The organism is Lactobacillus delbrueckii subsp. bulgaricus (assembly GCF_046938665.1).
Lineage (GTDB): Bacteria > Bacillota > Bacilli > Lactobacillales > Lactobacillaceae > Lactobacillus > Lactobacillus delbrueckii_C.
The window spans coordinates 180,126-204,000 of the sequence record NZ_JBKZCD010000003.1 but is presented as its reverse complement, the minus strand read 5'-3'; the positions used below and the strand labels follow the sequence as shown (position 1 = coordinate 204,000).

The following is a 23,875-nucleotide window of genomic DNA, read 5'->3' as shown; positions in this document are numbered from 1 at the left end:
AGGTAAAAATGGAACGGAAACTGATCGCGGATTTTGTCAAAGAAAACCTGGCTGAAGAAAGAACGGGGCATGACTATTACCACGGCAAGCGGGTGGCAGTCTTGGCTGAAAGAATGCTGCTGGCGGATCACCCGGAGGCCAGCCAAAAGAGCCGGGATATTGCGTATACGGCGGGCTTTGTCCACGACACGATCGATGAGAAGGTTTGCCCAAACCCAAGTGAAGTTTTAGCCAAATTGCGGGAAGTCTTCACGGCTGCTGGCTTAAGCGGGGAAGATCAAGACAATGTCTTTTTCACGATCGAGCACATGTCTTTTTCCAAAAATATTGACCGCCACTACCAGCTCTCTTTAGAAGGAGAGTACGTCCAGGATGCCGACCGGCTGGAGTCCTTGGGTGCTATGGGGATTGCCCGGGCCTTCGTTTACAGCGGCAAGCATGATGACAAGATCTACGATCCGGAAATCCCGCCGATGGAATTAGTCAGCCATGATCAATACCGGAATCATGAAGAAACTACGATCAATCATTTTTATGAAAAGCTGTTTAAGCTGGAAGGACTGATGAACAGCCAGGCGGCCCAAAAAGAAGCCCGCCGGCGGACAGAATACATGCGGGATTTTGTCCAGGAATTTAAGCAGGAGTGGTATTTAAATTAGAGGAAATTAACAAATTGGCCATGTGCTGACATCTTTTTAGCTTTTTATGGGCAAAAATTTATCTTTCTTTAAGTTAACTCTTGAAAAGAGTCTAACTTAGAATTATAATTAATTTATCATGTTGGCTGAGGGACGGCTTTAAGCTGTGTTGGCCATCTTTTCAGCCCAAACAAATATGTGTTATAAGGAGAAAAAAGATGAAGTTATCTAAGACTTTGAGCGTTGGTGCAACTGTGCTGGCATCAGCTGCTCTCTTGGCTGCCTGTGGCAGCAACAGCAGTAAGGAATCCTCTTCTTCAAAGAAGACTTTGAACTGGACGGTTGCTTCAGAAATCCCAACCATGGACATGTCCAAGGCCACTGACGCTACTTCCTTCAACCAGTTGTCAAACACTATGGAAGGTTTGTACCGTTTGGGCAAGAACTCCAAGTTGGAAAAGGCTTTGGCAACCAGCGAAAAGGTTTCTAAGGACGGTAAGACTTACACTTACACCCTGCGCAAGTCCAAGTGGAGCGACGGCAGCGAACTGACTGCCAAGGACTTCGTCTACTCATGGCGCAGAACTGTTGACCCAAAGACTGCTTCTCAATATTCCTACCTCTTCTCCGGGATCAAGAACGCTGACGCGATCGTAGCCGGCAAGAAGAAGCCTGACACTTTGGGTGTTAAGGCTGTTGGCAAGTACAAGCTGGTTGTTACTTTGGAACGCCGGATCGCTTACTTTGACAAGCTGATGGGCTTTGCTGTCTTCTTCCCGCAATCAGAAAAGGCCGTAACCAAGTATGGTTCTAAGTACGGTACGGCTTCCAAGTACATGCTCTACAACGGTCCGTTCAAGCAAACCGGCTGGACTGGCTCAAACCTGTCTTGGAAGATGGTCAAGAACCCATACTACTGGGACAAGAAGAACGTCAAGCTTGACACCATCACTTGGAGCGTACAAAAGACTCCATCAACTTCTTACAACTTGTACCAGTCAAACAAGCTGGACTACACTGGCCTGGACGCTTCACAAACCAAGCAATTGAAGAACCAGAAGGGCTACGTAACCTTGAACCAAGGTGCTACCTTCTACATGCAGTTCAACCAAGCCAAGAACAAGTACCTGGCTAATACTAACATCCGCAAGGCCTTGTCACTGGCTGTTGACCGGAAGGGCTTGACTTCATCCCTGGGCGGCAACAGTGTTCCAGCCAACACTTTGACTCCAACTCAATTGACAGACGTTAACGGTGAAGACTACACTAAGCGGATCTCCAAGTCTGCTGAAAGCTTCTACCCAGCTTCAACCAACAAGAAGGAAGCCGTTAAGTACTTGAACAAGGGCTTGAAGGAACTGGGCGTAAGCAAGTTCAGCTTCAAGATCTTGTCCGACGACACTGACTCAGGCAAGAAGACTACTGAATTCCTGCAATCAACCTTCGAATCAACCTTCGGCAACAAGGTTAGCGTTTCAGTTCAAAACCTGCCATTCAAGACTCGTCTGTCCCGGTCAACTGCCGGCAACTTCGACGTCGTAATCTCCGGCTGGAGTGCCGACTTCGCTGACCCGATCTCCTTCCTGGACTTGTTCACTTCAACTAACCCAGAAAACAACGGTAAGTGGAAGAGCACTTCCTACGACAAGCTGATCGCTGACTCCAAGACTACTGCTTCAACCAGCAAGCGTTGGGACGACCTGACTAAGGCAGAAGACATCCTGCTGAACAATGTCGGTGTTGCTCCACTTTACTACAACACTAACGCTGCTTTGATCCGTCCAACTGTTAAGGACGTATACCAAAACCGTGGTACTTGGAACTTCAAGGACACTTACATCAAGTAATCAAGCAAAAAGAAGAGGCTCAGCCTCTTCTTTTTTGTTTTGTTTTGCTATAAGTATTTTTAGATTGGCTTGTATCCGTTTTTAAATGTTTAGATTGTTGAAATGAAATAGCGCTTTTTCTTAAGAATACTTGAAGAATCATAAAGCAAGAATTATAATGAAAATATCATTAAAGGCTGCTGTAGAGCTTTAATTTGTGTAGGCGCTGGAACAGTCAGTAAAAGCAAGGAGAAAAAGATGAAATTATCTAAGACTTTAAGCCTGGGAGCCACGGTTCTGGCTTCAGCAGCGTTGCTCGCTGCTTGTGGTGGCAATAGCAGTTCTTCTTCATCCAGCAGCAAGAAGACCTTGACCTGGATGGACTCAGCCGAAATTCCAACTATGGACCTCTCAAAGGCCACCGACGCGGCTTCCTTCAACCAGATTTCCAACACCATGGAAGGTCTCTACCGCTTAGGCAAGAACTCCAAGCTGGAAAAGGGCCTGGCTACCAGCGAAAAGGTGTCTAAGGACGGGAAGACCTATACTTACACCTTGCGCAAGTCCAAGTGGAGCGACGGCAGTGAATTGACCGCCAAGGACTTTGTTTACTCCTGGCGCCGGACCGTCAACCCGAAGACTGCTTCTCAATATTCTTACCTCTTCTCCGGGATCAAGAACGCTGACGCCATCGTTGCCGGCAAGAAGCCAGTCAGCTCTCTGGGGATCAAGGCCGTTGGCAAGTACAAGCTGGTCATCACCCTGGAACGGCGGATCTCATACTTTGACAAGCTGATGGGCTTTGCCGTCTTCTTCCCACAGTCAGAAAAGGCTGTTACCAAGTACGGTTCTAAGTACGGCACGGCTTCTAAGTACATGCTCTACAACGGGCCATTCAAGCACGCTGGCTGGACCGGGTCCAACCTGTCCTGGAAGATGGTCAAGAACCCATACTACTGGGACAAGAAGAGCGTCAAGCTCGACACCATCAAGTGGACTGTTCAAAAGACTCCATCAACTGCCTACAACCTCTACCAGTCAAACAAGCTGGACGCGACTGCCTTGGACTCTTCACAAACCAAGCAATTGAAGAACCAAAAGGGCTACACCGAACTTAACCAAGGTGCTACTTTCTACCTGCAATTCAACATTGCCAAGAACAAGTACCTGGCTAATGCTAACGTCCGCAAGGCCCTGTCACTGGCTGTCAACCGGAAGGGCCTGACCACCACTCTGGGCGGCAACAACCAGCCAGCCGACACTTTGACTCCAACCCAGTTGACCAACGTCAACGGGGAAGACTACACCAAGCTGATCCCAAGCTCAGCTGAAAGCCTGTACCCGGCTAACCCGAACAAGAAGGAAGCCGTTAAGTATATGAACAAGGGCTTGAAGGAACTGGGCGTAAGCAAGTTCAGCTTCAAGATCCTGTCTGACGACACTGACGCCGGCAACAAGACCACTGAAGCCCTGCAGTCCAACTTTGAATCAACCTTTGGCGACAAGGTCAGCGTCAGCGTGCAAAACCTGCCGTTCAAGACCCGTCTGTCCCGGTCAACTGCCGGCAACTTCGACATCGTTGTCTCCGGCTGGAGCGCCGACTTCGCCGACCCAATCTCCTTCCTGGACCTGTTCACTTCCACCAACTCTGAAAACAATGGTAAGTGGAAGAACGCAACTTACGACAAGCTGGTTGCTGACTCCAAGACCACTGCTTCCGCAAGCAAGCGCTGGAGCGATCTGAGCAAGGCTGAAACCATCCTGCTGAAGGATGCCGGGATCTCACCATTGTACTACGACACTAATGTCTGGATGATCCGTCCAAGTGTCAAGAACGTCATCCAAAACCGTGGTACTTGGAACTTTAAGGACGCCTACATCAAGTAATAACAAGCTAGCTAAAGCTTAGAAGAGAACGCCGGAAGGCGTTCTCTTTTTTTCCTGTTTTTTGTCCGTTTTTATTTTTAAAAAGGGGTTGAAAATTAAAAAATACCCGTTATAATTAGGTTTAAGTTATAGCTTTTAATTCTAATCTAATCTATGTTTGTTTTTTAATAAAATGAGGTGCAATTATGAGAAAAGAGAAGTTATTCGCTACCGGCTCAGTTTTGCTCGCCTCAGCTGCGCTTCTGGCAGCCTGTGGCAGCTCATCAAGCAAGTCAAGCTCATCATCCAAGGCCCAGAAGTTGTCCTGGACAGAAGCTGCCGAACTGACGACTATGGACCCGTCCAAGGCCACCGACCGTTACGACGCTGACCAGTTCAATAATGTCATGGAAGGTTTGATCAGGCTGGGCAACAATGCCAAGCCAACCCCAGGGATCGCCAAGAGCTGGAAGGAAAGCTCTGACGGCAAGACCTGGACCTTCAACCTCCGCAAGGGCGCTAAATGGGCCAACGGGGATGAAGTTACCGCCCAGGACTTCGTCTACTCCTGGAGAAGAACGGTCAACCCAAAGACTGCTTCTGAATACGCCTACCTGTTCTCCGGCATCAAGAACGCTGACGCGATCGTTGCCGGCAAGAAGGCGGTCAACACTTTGGGCATCAAGGCTGACGGCAAGTACAAGCTGACAGTGAACCTGGACCGGAGAATCCCATACTTCAAGCTGCTGATGGGCTTCTACATCTTCTTCCCGCAAAACCAAAAGTTCGTGGAAAAGTGCGGGGACAAGTACGGTACGGCTGCCAAGTACGTTCTGTCTAACGGTCCATTCAAGATGACCGGCTGGACCGGGACTAACCTTTCCTGGAAGCTGGTCAAGAACAACAGCTACTGGGACAAGAAGAACGTCAAGCTGGACCAGATCAGCATGAGCGTCCAAAAGACCCAGTCAACCAGCTACAACCTCTACCAAAGCGGCAAGCTGGACGAAACCAACCTGAACGCCCAGCAAAGCAAGCAGCTTAAGGGGTCAACCGGCTGGACTGTAAGAAAGTTTGCTTCTACCAGATACCTGCAATACAACATTGCCAAGGACAAGAACCTGGCCAACGCAAACTTGCGCAAGGCTATCTCCCTGTCCATCAACAAGAAGGCCCTGGCAACGACTGTCGGCGCGGCTAACAGTCCTGCTGTTTCCTTCACGGCTGCCGGGATTACTGACTCAAGCACTGGCAAGGACTTCTCAAGTGAAGTGCAAACCGCTGCTACTAAGGCTGTTCAAGGCTTCGACAAGGCCAAGGCCAAGGAATACTACAAGAAGGCTTTGAAGGAACTGGGCAAGAAGCAAATCACGATCAACCTGCTTGGGGATGACACTGACGACGCCAAGAAGGTTACCGAATTTATCCAAAGTGCCCTGGAATCAACCCTGGGCATGAAGGTCGAAGTTTCCAACGTGCCATTCAAGACCCGTCTGTCCCGGGTATCAAGCTTGAAGTTCGACGTCGTGGCTACTGGCTGGACCGCCGACTTCTCTGACCCAATTTCCTTCCTGGACCTGCTCTCCAAGGGCAACGCCTACAACTACGGGAAGTGGCAGTCAACCATCTACAACAAGAACATTTCCCTGTCTAAGACGACTGGGTCAACCGCAGCCCGCTGGAAGGCTATGGTGGCTGCTGACCGCGCTTTGATCGAAGACCAAGGTGTCACCCCACTGTACTACTCAAACGAAGCTACCCTGGTTAAGACCAGCGTCAAGGGCGTTGTCTTCAACGGTGCCGGCGCACCTTACAACTTCAAGGAAGCCTACATCAAGTAGCCTGGAAATTACAAAATTAAGTTGACAGATTTTTCGAAAACGGAGCCTCGGCTCCGTTTTTGTTTTTCTCTATATATTATTCTGGCTATTTTCTTTTTGTCATATTTTTTGAATTGTCACAGGCTGGGAAATATTTTATAATGAGAGAATGATTAGATGCTGATGAATTGCTAAAAGATGTGTTTTACAAAAAAGTTTTTTGACCAAGAGAGGATAAGACAGTGAGTAATTTTAAAAAGCTTCTGACGGCAACTGTCGCCGTATCCGGCGCCTTCTTGCTGGCGGCCTGCAGCAAGACCGCGACCAAGTCAGCCAAGCCTGTCTCCAGCAGCGGCTATGAAAAGTCAATCAACTGGATGACCACTTCTGAACTGGAAAGCCTGGACCCGGCTAAGGCCGACGATACAGCCAGTGAGGAACAGATCGCCAATACTTATGAAGGCCTCTACCGGCTGGGCGAAAACTCCAAAACCGTTCCGGGCGTGGCTACCAAGAGCACGACCTCTAAAGACGGCTTGACCTGGACCTTTTACTTGAGAAAGGACGCCAAGTGGTCAAACGGGGACCCGGTAACGGCAGAAGACTTCGTTTACGCCTGGCGCCGGCAGGTTGACCCCAAGACTGCCTCCAGCCAGGTCAACAACTACGAAGGCATCAAGAATGCCATCAAGATCTCTGAAGGCAAGAAGAAGCCGTCCAGCCTGGGCGTCAAGGCCGAAGGCAAGTACAAGCTGGTCGTGACTTTTGAAAAGAAGATTCCTTATTTTAAGGTCGTTACGGCCATCAGCTTGAAGCCGCTGGACTCCAAAGCTGTCAAGAAGTACGGCAAGCGCTACGGGACCAAATCCGCCTATGCCGTCTACAACGGGCCTTTCAAGTCCGTGGGCTGGACTGGGTCCAACCTGACCTGGAAGCTGGCTAAGAACCCGTATTATTGGGATAAGAAGGCAGTTAAGCTGGAGACGATCAACTACAGTGTCCAGAAGACCCCGTCAACTGACTACAACCTCTACCAGACCGGGAAGCTGGACGCGGCTATCCTGGATACCCAGGCAGCCAAGAGTATGAAGGGCAAGAAGGGTTACCGGGTTCTGACCTTGGGCAACACTACCTACCTCTGCTACAACTATAAGAAGAAAAAGATCTTCCGTAATGCCAACTTGCGCCGGGCCATCTCCATGGCCATCAACCGCAAGCAGCTCTTGTCCACGATCGGGACTTACAACACCCAGGCCAAGACCTTCTCAGCCACCAACGTGGTCTTAGATGGGAAGAATTTTGCCCAGGAAGCGGAAAGTGCCAACTCCAGCGTGAACAAGTACGTGGAATACGACCTCAAGTCCGCCCGCAGCTACTTCAAGAAGGCCTTGAAGGAACTGGGCGTCAAGAAGGTTTCCTTTACTCTGATGGCTGACGACGACGACAGCTACAAGAAGCAGACGGAATTCATCCAGAGTGCCTTGACTGAGGCCTTTGGCGGCAAGATGACCGTTTCCGTCAACAACCTGCCAAAGACGACCCGGGTTTCCCGGCAAATTGCCAATAATTTTGACGTCGTTTTGGGCGGCTTGACCAGCGACTTCCCGGACCCATACCACTTCCTGGCTTACATGCAGTCAGGGCAGACTTACAACTTCGGCAAGTGGAAGAACAAGGAATATAACAAGGCAGTCAAGGCTTCCTTGACCATGGACAAGACCAAGCGCCGCAAGGCCTTGCTCAAGGCGGAAAAGATCCTGATCGACCAGGAAGCTATCAGCCCGCTTTACCACATGGGCCAGGCCTGGATGATCAGACCAAATATCAAGAACCTGGTCTTCAACGGCGAATACCCAGACTTTAAGACAACTTACGCGGTTAAAAATTAAAATTTAACCGTGGTATAATTGAAAGTTGAGACGTTAGCAATAACGCTCAACTTTTTCTTTATTCCGGGATTTATGTCCGGGAATAGGATATTTTTTGGGCTAAAGGAGGGAGGCCACTAAAGATGTCTGCTGGCTGAAAGTTAAGAAAATTAGTTTTTACAGGAAAAAAGACTAATATTTTTATCTTAGCCGAACACTTATTTAAAAAAGGCCAGTCTAAGTTCCAGATAGACTCAAAAAAGAAAAAAGCAAAGTTTAAGTTAGTTGCCAAATGATGGGAAAAATGGACAAAAAGCCCGTAGCGCTTGACTTTTAGGGGTACAGTTTTATATCATCGTATGGTAATTTCTTTATTTTTTGGTATAATAAGAAAAACATTAAAAATGTAATGCTGATTAAAGCGAAAAAGTGTAAGGAGCAATACTATGGCTAAATACTTACTAAAACGTATTTTCTACATGATCCTCACTTTGTTCCTCGTTGCGACGATTACCTTCTTCTTAATGAAGATGATGCCAGGTTCTCCGTATGCCAACGAAGCAAAGATGACGGCTACCCAAAAGGCAATTATGAACAAGCAATACGGCTTGGACAAACCTGTTATTGAACAATACATCACCTACCTGGCTGGCGCCGCGCATGGTGACTTTGGGATTTCCTTCCAATACAGCAACCAGCCTGTTTCCAGCTTGATCGGGGCGCGTTTGGGTGCTTCAGCTCAATTGGGTCTGCAAGCTCTGGTTGTCGGGGTTATCCTGGGGATCATCATCGGCTCAATCGCGGCCATGAACCAAGGTACTTGGATTGACTCCACCGCGACGATCGTTTCCATCATCGGTAAGTCGGTTCCTAACTTCGTTCTGGCGGTATTGCTTCAATACTACATCGGCTTGAAGCTGGGCTGGTTCCCAATCGCCGGCTGGGGTGAAGCAGCACAGACGATCATGCCGACGATCGCCCTCTCGGTTGGGCCACTGGCCGAAACAGCCAGATTTATCAGAACGGAAATGGTCGACACCTTGAGTTCCGACTACGTTGAACTGGGCAAGGCCAAGGGTCTTAGCCGGATCGAAGTCATCAGAAAGCACACCCTGCGTAACTCAATGATTCCACTGGTTACCTTGATCGGGCCATACGCCGTTGCTTTGATGACTGGTTCAATGGTTATCGAAAATATCTTCAACATTCCTGGGATCGGGGAACAGTTCACCAAGTCAATCTTGACCAACGACTACCCGACTATCATGGGTGTAAGTATGGTTTACTGCTTCGGTTTGGTGGTAATCCTGCTGCTCACTGACATCGTGTACAGTCTGATCGACCCACGGATCAGACTGACTGACTAACGGAAAGCGAGGTTAAAATCAATGGATCAAGACGCAAGTAACGTAAAGATCACACCTGAATCCTTTGAACATGTGGAAAAGGGTGACACGCAAAGCGCGGAACACATTTCAGGTCCCTCACTTTCTTTCATGCAGAACGTGTGGATCAGATTCAAGAGCAACAAGGCAGCCATGATTTCCGCCGTGATCATCATCGTGATGGTGGTTATCGCTTTTGGTTCCAGCTTCTGGATCAACAACTCCAGCTTGGTTAAGTCAGCTCCGCAATACGCCAACCTCCCGGCCAAGTGGAAGGGCTTTGACTGGCTCAACGGCTTGAACGGGAAGATCAAGCAAAACGGCGTTTGGACTGATGCTTACGCTTCAGTGCCAGCTGGCAAGTACTTCGTTGCCGGGACCGACTACCTGGGCCGGTCATTGGCCCAAAGAATCATCTACGGTACCAAGATCTCCTTGATCGTTGCCGTGGTTGCCGCCTTCTTCGACCTGGCCATCGGTGTTACCTACGGGATCATCTCCGGCTGGAAGGGCGGCATGACTGACAACATCATGCAGCGGATCATCGAAATCATTTCTTCAATTCCAACTCTGGTTATCGTTGTTTTGATGCTGGTTGTTTTGAAGCCTGGTATCACTTCCATCATCCTGGCCCTGGCTATTTCATCCTGGACCACGATGGCCCGGCAGATCCGTGCCGAGACACTGTCTTTGAAGAATGAAGAATACGTTCTGGCAGCCCGGTCCTTGGGTGAATCAACCTTTAAGATCGCTACCAAGCACCTGATTCCAAACCTGTCCAGTATCATCATCATTCAAACCATGTACACCATCCCGAGTGCCATCTTCTTCGAAGCCTTCCTGAGTTTCATCGGTATCGGTATTTCCGCGCCTGAAACTTCCCTGGGTGTGCTTTTGAACGAAGGGCAGAAGAACTTCCAGTTCCTGCCATACCAAATGTGGTACCCAGCAGCAGTCCTCTGCGTTTTGATGATTGCCTTCAACCTGCTCGGTGACGGTCTGCGTGATGCCTTCGACCCTAAGGGCCAAAGATAAGGGAGACGAACATATGGCAAATAGAATTTTAGACGTTAAAAACTTAAAGATTGACTTTCACACTTACGCTGGTGAAGTTAAGGCCATTCGTGACGTTTCATTCCACCTTGATGAAGGTGAAACTTTAGCGATCGTTGGTGAATCCGGTTCAGGCAAGTCCGTTACTACCCGGAGCATCATCGGCCTTTTGGCCAAGAACTCCCAGATCATGGGCGGGCAAATCCTCTTCCACGGCAAGGACCTGCTGAAGATTTCCGAAAAGGAATGGCAACAGATCCGTGGTAACCAGATCGCCATGATCTTCCAGGACCCAATGACTTCTTTGGACCCGACCATGAAGATCGGCCAGCAGATTGCTGAACCATTGATCAAGCACAAGGGCGCTTCCAAGAAGGAAGCCTGGGCTAAGGCCTTGGAAATGATGAAGGCCGTTGGTATTCCGAATGCTGAAGAAAGAATCAACCAATACCCGCACCAATTCTCTGGTGGTATGCGGCAAAGAATCGTTATCGCCATTGCCTTGATCTGTGAACCGGAAATCCTTTTGGCCGACGAACCAACCACTGCCTTGGACGTTACTGTGCAAGCTGAAATCCTGGACTTGATGAAGGACTTGCAAAAGAGAGTCAAGACTTCCATCATCTTCATCACCCACGACTTGGGTGTCGTTGCCGGGATGGCTGACCGCGTTAACGTTATGTACGCCGGGGAATTTTTGGAAAAGGGGACGGTTGACGAAATCTTCTACAACCCACAACACCCTTACACTTGGGGCTTGATCAACTCCATGCCGACCCTGACCAGTGAAAAGCTGGAATCAATTCCAGGGACCCCGCCAGACTTGCTTGATCCGCCAAAGGGCGACCCATTTGCCCCGAGAAACAAGTACGCGATGAAGATCGACGCGCAAATGAAGCCGCCGTTCTTCAAGGTTTCAGAAACCCACCAAGCTGCTACCTGGCTCCTGCACCCAGACGCGCCAAAGGTTACTCCGCCTGATGAAATCGTGCGTCGCTGGGAACACTACAAGGAACTGCAAGCAGCTGACAAGGATTAAAGGAGAAGCAGAATATGCCAGAAGAAAGAAAAAAGATTTTAGAGGTCAAGCACTTGAAGCAATACTTCAAGAACGGACGCACCGTCACCAAGGGTGTCGACGACGTCAGCTTCGACATCTATGAAGGTGAAGTCTTCGGCCTGGTTGGTGAATCAGGTTCTGGTAAGACCACCACTGGCCGGTCAATTTTGCAGCTGTACAAGCCAACGGCCGGTGAAGTCCTCTTTGAAGGCAAGGATGTGACCAAGCTGCATGGCCGCGACGAGCAATTGGCTTTCCGCCGCGACGCGCAGATGATCTTCCAGGACCCATACGCTTCCCTTAACCCAAGAATGACGGTTGAAGACATTATCGCGGAAGGGCTGGACATCCACCACTTGGTTAAGGACAAGGCGGAACGGCGCAAGCGGGTCGAAGACCTGCTGGAAACGGTTGGTTTGAACCGTAACCACGCTTCCCGTTTCCCACACGAATTCTCCGGTGGTCAGCGGCAAAGAATCGGGATCGCCCGGGCCCTGGCCGTTGAACCGAAGTTCATCGTGGCCGACGAACCTATTTCAGCCTTGGACGTGTCCATTCAAGCCCAGGTTGTCAACTTGATGATCGACTTGAAGAAGGAACGTGACTTGACTTACCTCTTCATCGCCCACGACTTGTCCATGGTTAAGTTCATCTCTGACCGGATCGGGGTTATGCACTACGGTAAGCTGCTGGAAGTCGGCGATGCTGACGAAGTTTACGACCACCCGCTGCACGACTACACCAAGAGTTTGATCTCTGCCGTACCGCAACCAGACCCGGAAATCGAACGGTCCCGGAAGCGGATCGACTACGAATACGGCAAGTTCGAAGGCGATGGCAAGGACGACCAACGGTCCATGCACGAAATCCGTCCAGGCCACTTTGTTAAGTGTACTGACGATGAAGTTGCCTACTACGAAAAGGTTGCCCAAAGCTACGAAAAGTAGTTTGATAAAGCAAATAAAAAAAGAGAGCTCCAGCGAGCTCTCTTTTTTGTTTTGCGTTTTTTTGCGTTCTTTTTTACTGATCAGGATAACCTGTCTATGATATAATTATGGCAAGATAACAGTACTGCCTGCGGGCAGCTCGCGAATTAGGGGGTATTTATGATGGAAAATGCAAATGTAACAATTGACCGCTCGGCCTTGAAGGCCGCGGCTAAGAGTAAGTTAAAAGGCAAGTGGGGCTGGGCAGTTGGCCTGACTTTCATGACCGCTGTCTTCTCCGGGATTTTCAACGGGGTGCCGGCTGGCTTTACGGCCGTGCAGGGGACTGACCTCAGTGTCGTTTCAGTAAGCACGAGCGTAGTTGGCTCACTGTTAAGCGCCTTGATCGTTGCCGGGGTAACCTATACCTACCTGCACCTGGTCGACAAGGATGAGAAGACTAATATCTTCACCGGGATTTTTTCCGGCTTTACCAACAGCCGCTTTCTGCCGACCTTTTTAACCACCTTCTTGACCATGTTCTTTACTGCCATGTGGACTCTGCTGCTGGTTATTCCAGGGATCATCAAGGCCCTCAGCTACGCCATGGCGCCGTATATCTTGAAGGACATGCTGGATGCGGGCAAGGAACCAGCGCCAACTGAAGCTATTACTAAGAGCCGGGAGTTGATGAATGGGCACAAGTGGGAACTGTTCGTCTTCGAATTGAGCTTTATCGGCTGGTACATTTTGGCCGCCTTGTCCTTGGGGATCGGCTTTCTCTGGCTGGTGCCTTACTACAACGCGGCTCACGCTGAGTTCTACCGGACTTTGGCCGGCGACCAGTTTAAGAGCAAGGATTAAGTTTTAGTCTAAAGCAAAATTACATGAAAAAACCGCTCAAGTTCTGTTAGAGAACTGAGCGGCTTTTTCGTGTTTAATCCCGGTGAAGGGCGGCAATGACCAGGCCCAGCATGACGAGCGAGATCAGGCCGATGATAATCAGCGTACCCATTAGGCTAATGAGTCCCAAGGAGCAAGTTCAACAGGAGTTGAAGAGAGCAACTCTTGTTGGTCCTTGGTCAAGTATTTCTTGTGGACAACGACTTCGTAGACGTATTCCTTGAACCAGTTGTGGCTCATGACGAAGAAGCCCTTTTCCCCGGACTTGTCGCCCCAGGAGTTTTCCACCTTCCATTGGCGGATGTCGCCCTTATCTTCGTCAACCCCGACCAGGGTCATGGCGTGGGAAACTTCACCAACGCCGGTTGCCAGGCGGTCAGCCTTGGACAGGCTAAGGTCGACGGCAAAGAGGTCTTCCAGCTTGTAGAGGTCAGTGTCCAGGTAGCCGGTCTTGCGGTCCATTTGGCGCAGGACGTCGTTGCCGAACCAGACAGCTTCCCCGTCCTTTAATTGGGCAACAGCGGCTTGTTCCAGGTATTCCATCGGCACGTTCAAGAAGAGGATCGGGCTGCCGCCTTCAACGTTGTCTTCAGCACCCAGGTGGTAGAGCTTGCCGTATTCGTGGTCTGGGGCGTTGGTCAAGACCACGTAGTCGTCCAGGTCGACGTCAAAGTACTTGTTGAAGAAGGAGACTGGGGTTAAGTTCTTTTCCAGGTGGTAGTTCTTGTCGTCGTCTCTGTATTCCAGGTCAAAAGTCTTTGGCGGTTCACCAACGGCGATGGCGACCATCCGGTAGATTTCGTTTAAGAAGGTCTTGCGGGCCTTTTCCAGCCCTTCCTGGTCACCTGCTTGAGCCAGGCGGCGCAAGGCCAGGGCGTCTTTTCTTTCCTTGTCAGCCAGGGCGCTGGCCAAGCCGTCAGTAGCGGAAGTGTTGAAGCTTTCCGGCATAACGTAGCTTGGCACGACACCGTACTTCTTGACCAAAGAGATGGCCATGTGCCATTGGCCGCCGTCGTGGCCGGCGAAGTCGAAGTAGCTGCGGACTTCCCGGTCATCTAATGGCTTATCAGCGGTTTCGATCACTTTTTCATAGAAGAGGTTGGCTCTTTCCAGCTTGTCCCAGAAGAAGTTGTAGCTTTGGGACAGGGTGAAGTTCTTGGCCTTGTGCTTGGCGCCGAAGTTGTGGCGCAAGACGTTCAAGGTTGAGAAAAGCCAGCAGCGGCCGGACTGCTTTTGGTTGGTGACGTTGTCCGTTGGCAATTCAGTTGAAAAGACCCGGGTCAAGCGGCCAGCCACGCGTTCGTTGTAGGAAGCTTCCAGAACCCCGCTTCTGGCGGCAGCGCGGGCGATGACTTGGTTCTTCGGGTCAGCATTGAAATTGGCGCTGAATTCTGCCAATTCCTGCAGAGTTAATTCATGACTCATGTTTTTTTCTCCTTTTGTTTTAATATTAATAAGTCAATGTTAACATACCTGCTTAAATCAAGGAATCCCAAGGATCAAGTTCGATCGGCTGGCTCTTGAGCAGGTCCAGGATTTCAGCTGGCACGTGCTTCTTTTGCACGGCGACCTCGTAGGTGTATTCTCTGAACCAGTCAGCGCTCATGGTGAAGTAGCCCTTTTCCCCGGACTTGTCGCCCCATGAGTTTTCCACCTTCCATTGCCGGACTTGCCCGCCGTCCACGTCAACGCCGACCAGGGCCATGTCGTGGGAAGATTCCCCGATCCCGGTCGCCAGGCGGTCAGCCTTGGACAAGTGGCTGTCAATGTCCAAAAGCTGGTCCAGCTGGTAGAGATCCAGGTCCATGAAGCCGGTCTTGCGGTCCATCTGCCGGCCAACATCATTGCCGAACCAAACAGCTTCCCCGTCCTTCAGCTGGGCAATCGCCGCGTCTTCTAGGTATTCCATCGGCACGTTGATAAAGAGGTTAGGGTAGCCGCCCTTAATGTTGTCTTCAAAGCCCAGGTGCAAGACCCGGTTCATTTCATGGTCTGGGGCATTCGCCAAAACCACATAGTCGTCCAGGTCGGTCGCGCAGTACTTTTGGTAGAACTGAACCGGAGTCAAGCCCTTGTCCAAGTGGTAGTTCTTGTCGTCGTCTCTGAATTCCAGGTCAAAAGTCTTCGGCGGTTCACCTAAGGCCGTAGCCATGATCCGGTAGATCTGGCTTAAAAAGTCGGTCCGGGCCGCTTCCAGCTTTTCCTGGTCGCCTGCTTGCGCCAGCCGGCGCAGGGTCAAAGCGTCTTTTCTTTCCTTGTCGGCCAAAACCGTGTCCAAAGCCTGGCTGTGGTTGCTGTTGAAGCTTTCCGGCATGGCGTAAGTTGGCACTACCCCGTATTTGGAGATGAGGGAAGCCGCCATGTGCCACTGGCCGCCATCAGTCTGGCACCAGTCAAAGTAGCCGCGGACCGTCCGGTCATCTAAAGGCCGGTCAGCTGTAGCAATGATCCGGTCGTAGAAGTAGTTGGCCCGTTCAATCTTGTCCCAGAAGAAGTTGTAGCTCTGGGAGAAGGTGAAGTTCTTAGCCTTGTTGGCCTTGCCAAAATTGTGCCGGACCACGTTCAAGGTTGAAAAGAGCCAGCAGCGGCCGGATTGCTGCTGGTTGGTGACATTGTCAGTGTCCAGCTCGATGGAAAAAGTCCGGTTCAACCGCTGGCTGACGGCCGGGTTGTAGGCTGCTTCCAAGAGGCCGCTGCGTCTGGCGGCCCGGGAAATTACTTGATTTTTAGGATCAGCGTTGAAGTCCCGGCTGAAGGACTCCAGCAGCTGGGGGCTTAATTCGTGTGACATGAAAAATCTCCTTTAGCAATAGATGATTACAGAATAATCTTACGCTAAAGAGGACAAAAAAAGAAGCCCTCGCGGGCTTCTCTAAGCACTCTGAGCTTATTCGATAGTAATCGTGTCTTCGTTTTCTTCTGGAGCGGCCTTTGGCAGGGTAACCGTCAAAACGCCCCCGTCAAGCTTGGCGCTGATGCCTTTCTTGTCAACGTTCGGCAGGCTGAAGCTTCTGGAAACTGACCCTTCGCTGCGTTCCTGGCGCAGGAGGTTCTTCTTCTTGTCGCTGTCATCCTTGAAAGTGCTGCGGTGGCCGGAAATCGTCAAAATCCCGTCAGTGTAGGAGAGGTGGATATCATCCTTGCTCATCCCCGGTACGTCGACCTTGAGGGTGTATTCGTGCTCATCTTCAGCAAGGTCTGATTGCAAAATGTTTCTGAAAGCGTGGCTGTCCAAGAAGTCCTTGGAGTTGTCAAGCCAGCCGCCCATGTGATCGAACAAGTCGTTGTAACGGTTCATTAAATCATTAGTCATAATCTAAAACTTCCCTTCAACAAATTATTCAAATGCCTTTTACAAACAGAGGCGGGGAGAGAAGCGGTGGAGCCGCTTTCTTTCCCGACAACTATATTATAGTCCCTTTTGGGAAAAATGGCGTATTTAGCACTCAACTTTTTTGACTGCTAAATAAATTTTTTGGCAAAAAAGCCTGGGCGGGCTATAATGATTTAAAAATGGAAGTGAAAGGCGACTGGCAAGCATGGTATATTATCAGAAAATGACCCCCGAGGGCTACAAGCAGATTGAAGACGAGATCGCGGCCTTGAAGGCGGACCGGCCCCGCCGGGTGCAGAACCTGAAGGAGGCCCGGGCCCTGGGCGACTTGTCTGAAAACACTGAATATTCAACCGCGAAAAGAGAACTCCGCCACCTGGACAGCCGGGTCCGCTACTTGAACAAGCAGCTGAAATACGCGGAAGTCATCGAAACGGTCAACGACGGCAAGGTCAACCTGGGCAAGCAGGTGGAAATCCGCTATGAAGACGACCAGGAAGTTGAAGAATACCGGATCGTCGGCCGGATGGAAGAGGCCGTAGGGGACGGGAAACTGCCCTTTGATTCGCCTTTGGGCCACGCTTTGATGAAGCACAAGGCCGGAGACCGGGTGACGGTTGAAGCCCCGATGGGGGACTATGAAGTGACCATTTTGTCGGTCAAGTAGCAAACAGCAGAAGAAAATATATAGATAAGAAAAAACCGTTTCGCCAGGCGAAACGGTTTTTGTGTTAATATTTTTTACCGTCTTACAGGGTCCATGGGTCTTGCAAAACGATGGTTTGTTCCCGGTCTGGGCCGACAGAAACAGTCACGACAGGGATGCCAGTGATTTCACTGATCCGCTTGACGAAGGCCTGGGCCTTTTCTGGCAGGTCTTCCCAGCTCTTGGCGCCGGTGATGTCTTCTTCCCAGGCTGGCAGTTCTTCGTAAACTGGCTGGCAGGCTTCAACTTCCTTCAAGCTGGCTGGGTAGTAGTCAATTTGCTTGCCGTTTAAGTCGTAGGCCACGCAGATCTTGATCTTGTCAAAGCCGCTGAAGACGTCCAGCAGGTTCAAGCTCAAGGCGTTGATGCCGGCTACGCGCTTAGCGTGACGGAGGGCAACTGAGTCAAACCAGCCAACCCGGCGCGGACGGCCAGTAACAGTACCGTATTCGTGGGCGATGTCCCGGATCTTGTCGCCGGTTTCATCGTGCAGTTCAGTTGGGAACGGGCCGGCACCAACTCTGGTAGTGTAGGCCTTGCAGATGCCCAGGACAGTCTTGATCCGGTTGGCCCCGATCCCGCTGCCGGAAGCGATCCCGCCGGAAACTGAGTTAGAGGAACTTACGAATGGGTAGGTACCCTGGTCGATGTCCAGCATGATCCCTTGGGCACCTTCAAAGAGGACCTTTTCGTCCTTGTCCAGGGCGTCGTTGACGTAGAGGGAAGTGTCGCAAACGTACTTGGCGATCCGCTTGCCGTATTCAACGTACTTGTTGTAGATTTCGTCAAAGTCCATGGCTGGCTTGCCGTAAACCTTGGTGAAGAGGGCGTTCTTGCTTTCCAGGTTGAAGCGGAGTTTTTCCGCAAAAGTTTCCGGATCGATCAGGTCGCAAACCCGGATGCCGATTCTGGAAGCCTTGTCCATGTAAGTTGGCCCGATCCCGTTCTTGGTGGTGCCGACCTTCAGGCTGCCCTTGGCTTCTTCTTCATAAGTGTCTTGCATTACGTGGTAAGGCATGATGACGTGAGCGCGGTTGGAGATCTTCAAGTTGCTGGTGTCGATCCCGCTCTTTTCCAAGTTGTCCAGTTCGCCCAGGAGGACTTCAGGGTTGATAACCACCCCGTTGCCGATCACGGCGCCCAGTTTAGCCGCGAAGATCCCGGATGGAATCAAGCGCATCTTGAATTCCTTGCCGTCAAAGTCGATCGTGTGGCCAGCGTTGTTACCGCCGTTAGCGCGAACTGACAGGTCTGCCGTCGTTCCTAAAAAGTCTGTAATCTTACCCTTGCCTTCGTCGCCCCATTGGCTGCCGACAACTGCGATTGATGTCATTTTTTCACCTCAAAAAATATTTCGTAGAACTTACGTTAGAAAGGTTAGCATTTACCGGACAATTAGTCAACAGGAAATCCGAATAATATTTTTAGAACGTTCGTGAATGGTTCGAATAAGTCTTGACTTTTAAGAGAAATGTCAGTAAAGTATCAAAGGTACTTTAAAAAAGGAGCTGGCAAAAAATGAGCAATTATTTCAGCATGGAAGCTTTTGACTATGATGATATCCAACTGGTGCCCAACAAGGCCATCGTGAAGAGCCGGAAGGAATGCGACACGAGCGTCAAGTTTGGAAACCGAACTTTCAAGATCCCAGTCGTTCCCGCCAACATGGAAAGCGTCATTGACGAAGACCTGGCAATCTGGCTGGCCCAAAATGGCTATTACTATGTCATGCACCGCTTCCAGCCCGAAAAGCGGGCCGACTTCATCAAGATGATGCATGAGAAGGGACTTTTTGCATCGATTTCCGTCGGCATCAAAGACGATGAATATGACTTCATCGACGAACTGGTGGAAAAGGACTTGATCCCGGAATACACCACGATCGACGTGGCTCACGGGCACTCAGTCTACGTGATCGACATGATCAAGTACATTAAGGAAAAAATGCCGGATACCTTCCTGACGGCCGGCAACGTGGCAACGCCGGAAGCCGTCCGGGAACTGGAAAATGCCGGCGCGGACGCTACCAAGGTCGGGGTTGGCCCGGGCAAGGCCTGCATCACCAAGCTCAAGACCGGTTTCGGGACTGGCGGCTGGCAGCTGGCTGCCCTCAGAATGTGCAGCAAGGTGGCCAGAAAGCCTTTAATCGCTGACGGGGGGATCCGCCACAACGGTGACATCGCCAAGTCTGTCCGCTTCGGGGCCAGCATGGTCATGATCGGGTCAATGCTGGCCGGGCATGAAGAGTCCCCGGGCAACATGATCAAGATCGACGGCAAGACTTACAAGCAGTACTGGGGTTCAGCCAGTGAAGTGCAAAAGGGCGCCTACCGCAACGTTGAAGGCAAGCAGATGCTGGTCCCTTACCGGGGCAGCATCGCTGACACCTTGGAAGAAATGAAGGAAGACCTGCAGTCTTCCATCTCTTATGCTGGTGGCCGGGACCTGGAATCAATCAAGCGGGTCGACTACGTGATCGTTAAGAACACGATCATGAACGGCGACTATTAAACTGAATTTTTGTAAAAAGAGGCTGAGGCCTCTTTTTATTTTTGCTTTTATTTTCTGTTCGCTTGCTTTTCAGAACAAAAGTTCGATATAATTTATTAGAACAAACGTTCAAGAAAGAAGTGGATTTTGATGTACGATTACCGCTATGAGCCCCACCGGGTTATTTTCATGATCGACAACAAATCTTTCTATGCCTCCTGCGAGGCCCTGCGCCTGGGCTTGAACCCGATGGAAGTCGCTTTAGCCGTCGTGTCCCAGCAGGCGGGGACTGACTGGGGGTCAGGCTTGATTATGGCTGCCTCGCCTTTAGCCAAGAAAAAGTACGGCTTGAGCAATGTCATGCGGGCCAGAGACTTGCCGCCTAAAGACCAGGCCCCGGACCTGATGCTGGTTGAGCCGCATATGAATCTTTACATCAAGCGAAGCATGGAGGTTTTGCAGATTTTCCGCAAGTACGCGGCAGATGAGGATATCCATGTCTATTCGATCGATGAAAGCATGATCGATATGACTGAGTCCTGGCACCTGTTTGGGGATGACCTTTATCTGGTGGCCCGGAAGATTCAAAAAGACATTCACGACAGCCTGGGCCTGTACACGACTTGCGGGATTGGGGAGAACCCCCTTTTGGCCAAGCTGGCCATGGACATTTCCGCCAAGCACCGGACTTCGATGATTGCCTGCTGGCACTATATTGACGTGCCCGATACTATCTGGAAGATTCCCAAGCTGGAAGACGTTTGGGGGATCAATGTCAAGACGGCCAACCGCCTGCGCCGGCTGGGGATCAACAACATGTATGACCTGGCCCACAGCGATCCGGCTGTTTTGAAGAAGGAGTTCGGAGTGATCGGCGACCAGCTTTTTGCCATGAGCTGGGGGGTGGACCGGAGCATCATCAAGCAGAAGTACCGGCCCAAAAGCAAAAGCTACGGAAACTCCCAAATCTTGAACCGGGACTATGAAGACCAGCGGGAAATTGAGATCGTCATTCAGGAAATCGGCGACCAGGTCGCGGCCAGAATCCGGGCCCAGCATCTACTGGCTGGCCGGGTCAGCCTTTATGTCGGTTACGCTGACTACGAGGCAGATCCAGCTGGCTTCAGCATTCAAGAGAAGATCACGCCGACTGATATTTCCAGCGATTTGGTGGCCAAGCTCTGGGCCCTTTTCAGAAGAAAGTGGCGGGGGCAGGCGGTCAGACGGCTGGGGGTGACCTACAGCAATTTAGCGCCGGCCGGCTGCCAGCAGCTGACCTTTTTCCTGCCGCCAGCCGAGCAGATCAAGCAGCAGAAGCGGGATCAGGTGGTCGACAAATTACGGAAGAAGTATGGTTTTGCCAGTGTCGTCAGAGCTTCCAGCCTTTTGCCAGGGGCCACGGCAATTGCCAGAAGCCGCTTGGTCGGCGGCCACAATGGGGGCAACGCCTATGAGTAAGGAGTTTGACCAGCGGGTGACGGATTTTTTCGCCCATTATCAGGACCGGGGGATGAAGAAGTGGGCGGGCTTTTTCCTAAGTGACCACACGGCCAGGATCAATAAAGAGACAAGGCAGAAAAGCGTGCCCGACCGGGCGGAAATGAGCAGGGAAGAGTGCGGGAAAGTGCTGGGAGCCGCTTTTGGCAACCAGCACCCGGTGGCCGTCCAGCTGAAGGAAGTGGATGAAAACGGAGACCGGCCGGAGGAAATAGTTGGCTTTGTCCGGGGCTACGTGGAAGACAAGGTGGTGATTGGCGACAAGGCTATTGCGCTAGACGACTTGCGCTGCGTCCTGCTTTTAAGTGATTAAGGATAAAAAAGAAGCCCCGCTTCATGGTGAAGGAGGCTTCTGATGTTTATCTGTGTTTAATTGCAAAAGTTATTTTTCGTCGAGGCCCTTTTTGCCCTTGAAGATCAAGTTCAAAAGGACGGAAGAGATTGAGGCGATGACGATCCCGTTTTCCAGGAAAAGCTGCAGTTCACTTGGCAGAGCCTGGAAGATGGTTGGGTAGACGGAAACGCCTAAGCCCAGACCCAGGGAGATGGCCACGATCAAGAGGTTATGGTTGTCGCTGAAGTCGACCTTGAGCAGCATCTTGATCCCTTGTACGGCGATGGAGGAGAACATGACCACCATGGCCCCGCCTAAAACGGCCGTTGGCATGATGGTGACCAGGGCGCCGACTTTTGGCAAAAGGCCCATGGCCATCAAGAGGCCGGCTGCCCAGTAGATCGGCCGCTTGGACCGGATGCCGGATAATTGCAGGAGGCCGACGTTCTGGGAGAAGGTGGTGTAAGGGAAGGTGTTGAAGAGGCCGCCGAAAATCTGGGCCAGCCCTTCAGCCCGGTAGCCCCGCTTGAGGTCATCTTCCGTGATGTCCTTGCCTAAGAGGTCGCCTAAGGCGAAGAAGACGCCGGTTGATTCAACCATGGAGACCAGGGCGATGATCATCATAGTCAAGCTGGATGACCATTCAAACTTCGGCAAGCCGAAGTAGAAGAACTGCGGGAAGTGCAGCCAGGCAGCTTCAGAAACCGGGGTCAAAGAAACCATGCCCAGGCAGGCGGCCAGGAGAGTGCCGACGATGAGGCCGATCAAGACGGAGATTGAGGCGATGAAGCCCTTGGCGAAGGCTTGCAGAGCCACGATCACTAAGATAGTGACGAAGCCGACCAGGAGGTTCTTCGGGTCACCGAAGTCCTTGGCAGTGGCTGACCCGCCGCCCAGGTTCTGGATGCCGACCGGGATCAAGGTCAAGCCGATAGTGGTGATCAAGGTCCCGGTGACAACTGGCGGGAAGAGCTTTTTGATTTTGGAAAAGACTCCGGCGATGAGGAAGACGAAGACCCCGGCCACGATGATTGATCCGTACATGGTGCCGATGGAGTACTTCTGCCCGATCATTTCCAAAGGAGCAACAGCCTGGATGGCGCAGCCTAAAACGACTGGCAGGCCGATCCCGAAGTAGCGGTTGCGCATCAGCTGCAAGAGGGTGGCCAGGCCGCACATGAAGATGTCGATGGAGACCAGGTAGGTCAATTGCTCTGAGTTAAAGTGCAGGGCATTGCCGATCAGGATTGGGACCGCCACGGCCCCGGAGTACATGGCCAAAAGGTGCTGCAGGCCCAGGACGAAAGAGCGGCCTTGTGAAGGTTCTTGTGTTTGATCCATTTTTAGTAAATAACTCCCACTGTCAAAAATTAATTGAAGATGACTTGCCCGTCGGCGAATTCCTTGATGCTGGCCAAAGCTTCCAGGTGGTAGCCATGGTCAACCAGCCAGTCGTGGCCGCCCTGGAAGGCCTTTTCCACGACAACGCCCACGCCGACTACTTCAGCGCCGGCTTGTTCAGCCAGGGAGATCAGGCCCTTGGCTGCTTCGCCGTTGGCCAGGAAGTCATCGATGACTAAGATGCGGTCATTGGCATCAAGGAACTTGGCTTCAACAGAAATGGTGTTGGTCACTTGCTTGGTGTAGGAGAAGACTTCCGCGGTGTAGACGGCGTCAGTGACGGTTGAAGGCTTCTTCTTTCTGGCAAAGACCATCGGCACGCCCAGGCAGTAGGCAGCCATGATGCCGGGAGCGATCCCGCTGGCTTCAGCGGTAAGGACCCGGGTGACGCCAGCATCCTTGAAGAGGCGGGCGAATTCCTGACCCAGGGTCATCATCAATTGGGGATCGATCTGGTGGTTCAAGAATGAGTTGACCTTCAAGACGTCGCCTGGTAAAACGACGCCATCCTTCTTAATGCGTTCTTCTAAAAGTTCCATGTGACTCCTTCCGAGAAAAGAAAAAGGCTCCTTTTACCAAACTAGGCAAAAGAAGCCGCGCCGGCAATCCCGGCCCTTCTTCACCTATAGTCCGGAGTTTACGGCTCCGGGTAGAGACTGCTGCCCGTATTGCAGCGATATATAAGCAGAAACATTTGTTAAGTTATTGCTAAATCTTACAGCAAAAACCGAATTAATTCAATCGGATTCGCTGAAAAATTGCTAATCT

20 protein-coding genes and 1 riboswitch are annotated in these 23,875 nt (G+C 51.1%); of the genes, 14 read left to right on the top strand and 6 right to left on the bottom strand.

All coding sequences use genetic code 11. The features are described from left to right. Positions 1-8 precede the first annotated feature (8 nt). The 10 genes from ACLUXO_RS03675 to ACLUXO_RS03630 all read left to right on the top strand — a co-directional run bounded on the left by ACLUXO_RS03675 (position 9) and on the right by ACLUXO_RS03630 (position 13,306). Positions 9-659: an HD domain-containing protein gene (locus tag ACLUXO_RS03675; protein WP_412136359.1), complete on the top strand. Its 651-nt coding sequence runs from the start codon at positions 9-11 to the stop codon at positions 657-659. Positions 660-856: 197 nt separating this feature from the next. Further along, positions 857-2,485 (top strand): peptide ABC transporter substrate-binding protein, encoded by a 1,629-nt coding sequence (locus ACLUXO_RS03670; protein ID WP_412136358.1) that lies wholly within the window; start codon positions 857-859, stop codon positions 2,483-2,485. 237 nt (positions 2,486-2,722) lie between these two features. Continuing rightward, a complete protein-coding gene (locus tag ACLUXO_RS03665; protein WP_412136357.1) occupies positions 2,723-4,351 on the top strand; it encodes a peptide ABC transporter substrate-binding protein in 1,629 nt (542 codons plus the stop codon). A 185-nt stretch (positions 4,352-4,536) separates the two neighbouring features. Then, positions 4,537-6,171, top strand: a complete 1,635-nt coding sequence (locus ACLUXO_RS03660; protein ID WP_412136356.1) for a peptide ABC transporter substrate-binding protein — start codon at positions 4,537-4,539, stop codon at positions 6,169-6,171. Between the two features lie 221 nt (positions 6,172-6,392). Next, the gene (locus ACLUXO_RS03655; RefSeq protein ID WP_412136355.1) at positions 6,393-8,039 is read left to right on the top strand and encodes a peptide ABC transporter substrate-binding protein; all 1,647 of its coding nucleotides are present in this window, start codon (positions 6,393-6,395) and stop codon (positions 8,037-8,039) included. Positions 8,040-8,464: 425 nt separating this feature from the next. After that, entirely contained in the window at positions 8,465-9,385 is a 921-nt protein-coding gene (gene opp3b / locus ACLUXO_RS03650) for an oligopeptide ABC transporter permease (protein WP_412136354.1), read from the top strand. Positions 9,386-9,406: 21 nt separating this feature from the next. After that, complete coding sequence (locus tag ACLUXO_RS03645) at positions 9,407-10,438, top strand: ABC transporter permease (protein WP_412136353.1); 1,032 nt, start codon at positions 9,407-9,409, stop codon at positions 10,436-10,438. A gap of 13 nt (positions 10,439-10,451) precedes the next feature. Further along, positions 10,452-11,495, top strand: a complete 1,044-nt coding sequence (locus ACLUXO_RS03640) for an ABC transporter ATP-binding protein (RefSeq protein ID WP_270447167.1) — start codon at positions 10,452-10,454, stop codon at positions 11,493-11,495. 14 nt (positions 11,496-11,509) lie between these two features. Next, a complete protein-coding gene (locus tag ACLUXO_RS03635) occupies positions 11,510-12,463 on the top strand; it encodes an ABC transporter ATP-binding protein (RefSeq protein WP_412136352.1) in 954 nt (317 codons plus the stop codon). A gap of 159 nt (positions 12,464-12,622) precedes the next feature. Beyond that, positions 12,623-13,306: a DUF975 family protein gene (locus ACLUXO_RS03630; protein ID WP_412136351.1), complete on the top strand. Its 684-nt coding sequence runs from the start codon at positions 12,623-12,625 to the stop codon at positions 13,304-13,306. Between the two features lie 150 nt (positions 13,307-13,456). Here ACLUXO_RS03630 and ACLUXO_RS03625 read toward each other — a convergent pair whose 3' ends face one another. From ACLUXO_RS03625 to ACLUXO_RS03615, 3 genes are all read right to left on the bottom strand, one after another. After that, entirely contained in the window at positions 13,457-14,770 is a 1,314-nt protein-coding gene (locus tag ACLUXO_RS03625) for a C1 family peptidase (protein ID WP_412136350.1), read from the bottom strand. Positions 14,771-14,822: 52 nt separating this feature from the next. Next, entirely contained in the window at positions 14,823-16,136 is a 1,314-nt protein-coding gene (locus ACLUXO_RS03620) for a C1 family peptidase (protein ID WP_412136349.1), read from the bottom strand. Between the two features lie 96 nt (positions 16,137-16,232). Beyond that, positions 16,233-16,658 carry an Hsp20/alpha crystallin family protein gene (locus tag ACLUXO_RS03615; RefSeq protein WP_412136348.1) on the bottom strand — a complete coding sequence of 142 codons (426 nt, stop codon included), beginning with the start codon at positions 16,656-16,658 and terminating at the stop codon, positions 16,233-16,235. A 226-nt stretch (positions 16,659-16,884) separates the two neighbouring features. Here ACLUXO_RS03615 and greA point away from each other — a divergent pair, with 226 nt between their 5' ends. After that, a complete protein-coding gene (greA, locus tag ACLUXO_RS03610; RefSeq protein WP_002877232.1) occupies positions 16,885-17,346 on the top strand; it encodes a transcription elongation factor GreA in 462 nt (153 codons plus the stop codon). 82 nt (positions 17,347-17,428) lie between these two features. Here greA and ACLUXO_RS03605 read toward each other — a convergent pair whose 3' ends face one another. Further along, the gene (locus tag ACLUXO_RS03605) at positions 17,429-18,718 is read right to left on the bottom strand and encodes an adenylosuccinate synthase (RefSeq protein ID WP_270447171.1); all 1,290 of its coding nucleotides are present in this window, start codon (positions 18,716-18,718) and stop codon (positions 17,429-17,431) included. Between the two features lie 185 nt (positions 18,719-18,903). On the opposite strand from ACLUXO_RS03605, the gene ACLUXO_RS03600 reads away from it, so the two are divergent. The 3 genes from ACLUXO_RS03600 to ACLUXO_RS03590 all read left to right on the top strand — a co-directional run bounded on the left by ACLUXO_RS03600 (position 18,904) and on the right by ACLUXO_RS03590 (position 21,685). Then, positions 18,904-19,896 (top strand): GMP reductase, encoded by a 993-nt coding sequence (locus ACLUXO_RS03600; protein WP_412136347.1) that lies wholly within the window; start codon positions 18,904-18,906, stop codon positions 19,894-19,896. Positions 19,897-20,025: 129 nt separating this feature from the next. Beyond that, a complete protein-coding gene (locus tag ACLUXO_RS03595) occupies positions 20,026-21,333 on the top strand; it encodes a Y-family DNA polymerase (protein ID WP_412136346.1) in 1,308 nt (435 codons plus the stop codon). Continuing rightward, positions 21,326-21,685, top strand: coding sequence for a hypothetical protein (locus ACLUXO_RS03590; RefSeq protein ID WP_412136345.1), 360 nt, complete (start codon positions 21,326-21,328; stop codon positions 21,683-21,685). Before ACLUXO_RS03595 ends, ACLUXO_RS03590 begins: the two co-directional genes overlap by 8 nt. A 69-nt stretch (positions 21,686-21,754) precedes the next feature. On the opposite strand, the gene ACLUXO_RS03585 is transcribed toward ACLUXO_RS03590, so the two are convergent. Then, positions 21,755-23,047 (bottom strand): nucleobase:cation symporter-2 family protein, encoded by a 1,293-nt coding sequence (locus tag ACLUXO_RS03585; protein ID WP_412136344.1) that lies wholly within the window; start codon positions 23,045-23,047, stop codon positions 21,755-21,757. A gap of 29 nt (positions 23,048-23,076) precedes the next feature. Beyond that, positions 23,077-23,646, bottom strand: coding sequence for a xanthine phosphoribosyltransferase (locus ACLUXO_RS03580; protein ID WP_412136343.1), 570 nt, complete (start codon positions 23,644-23,646; stop codon positions 23,077-23,079). Positions 23,647-23,713: 67 nt separating this feature from the next. Next, positions 23,714-23,811: riboswitch (purine riboswitch) on the bottom strand. Positions 23,812-23,875 lie beyond the last annotated feature (64 nt).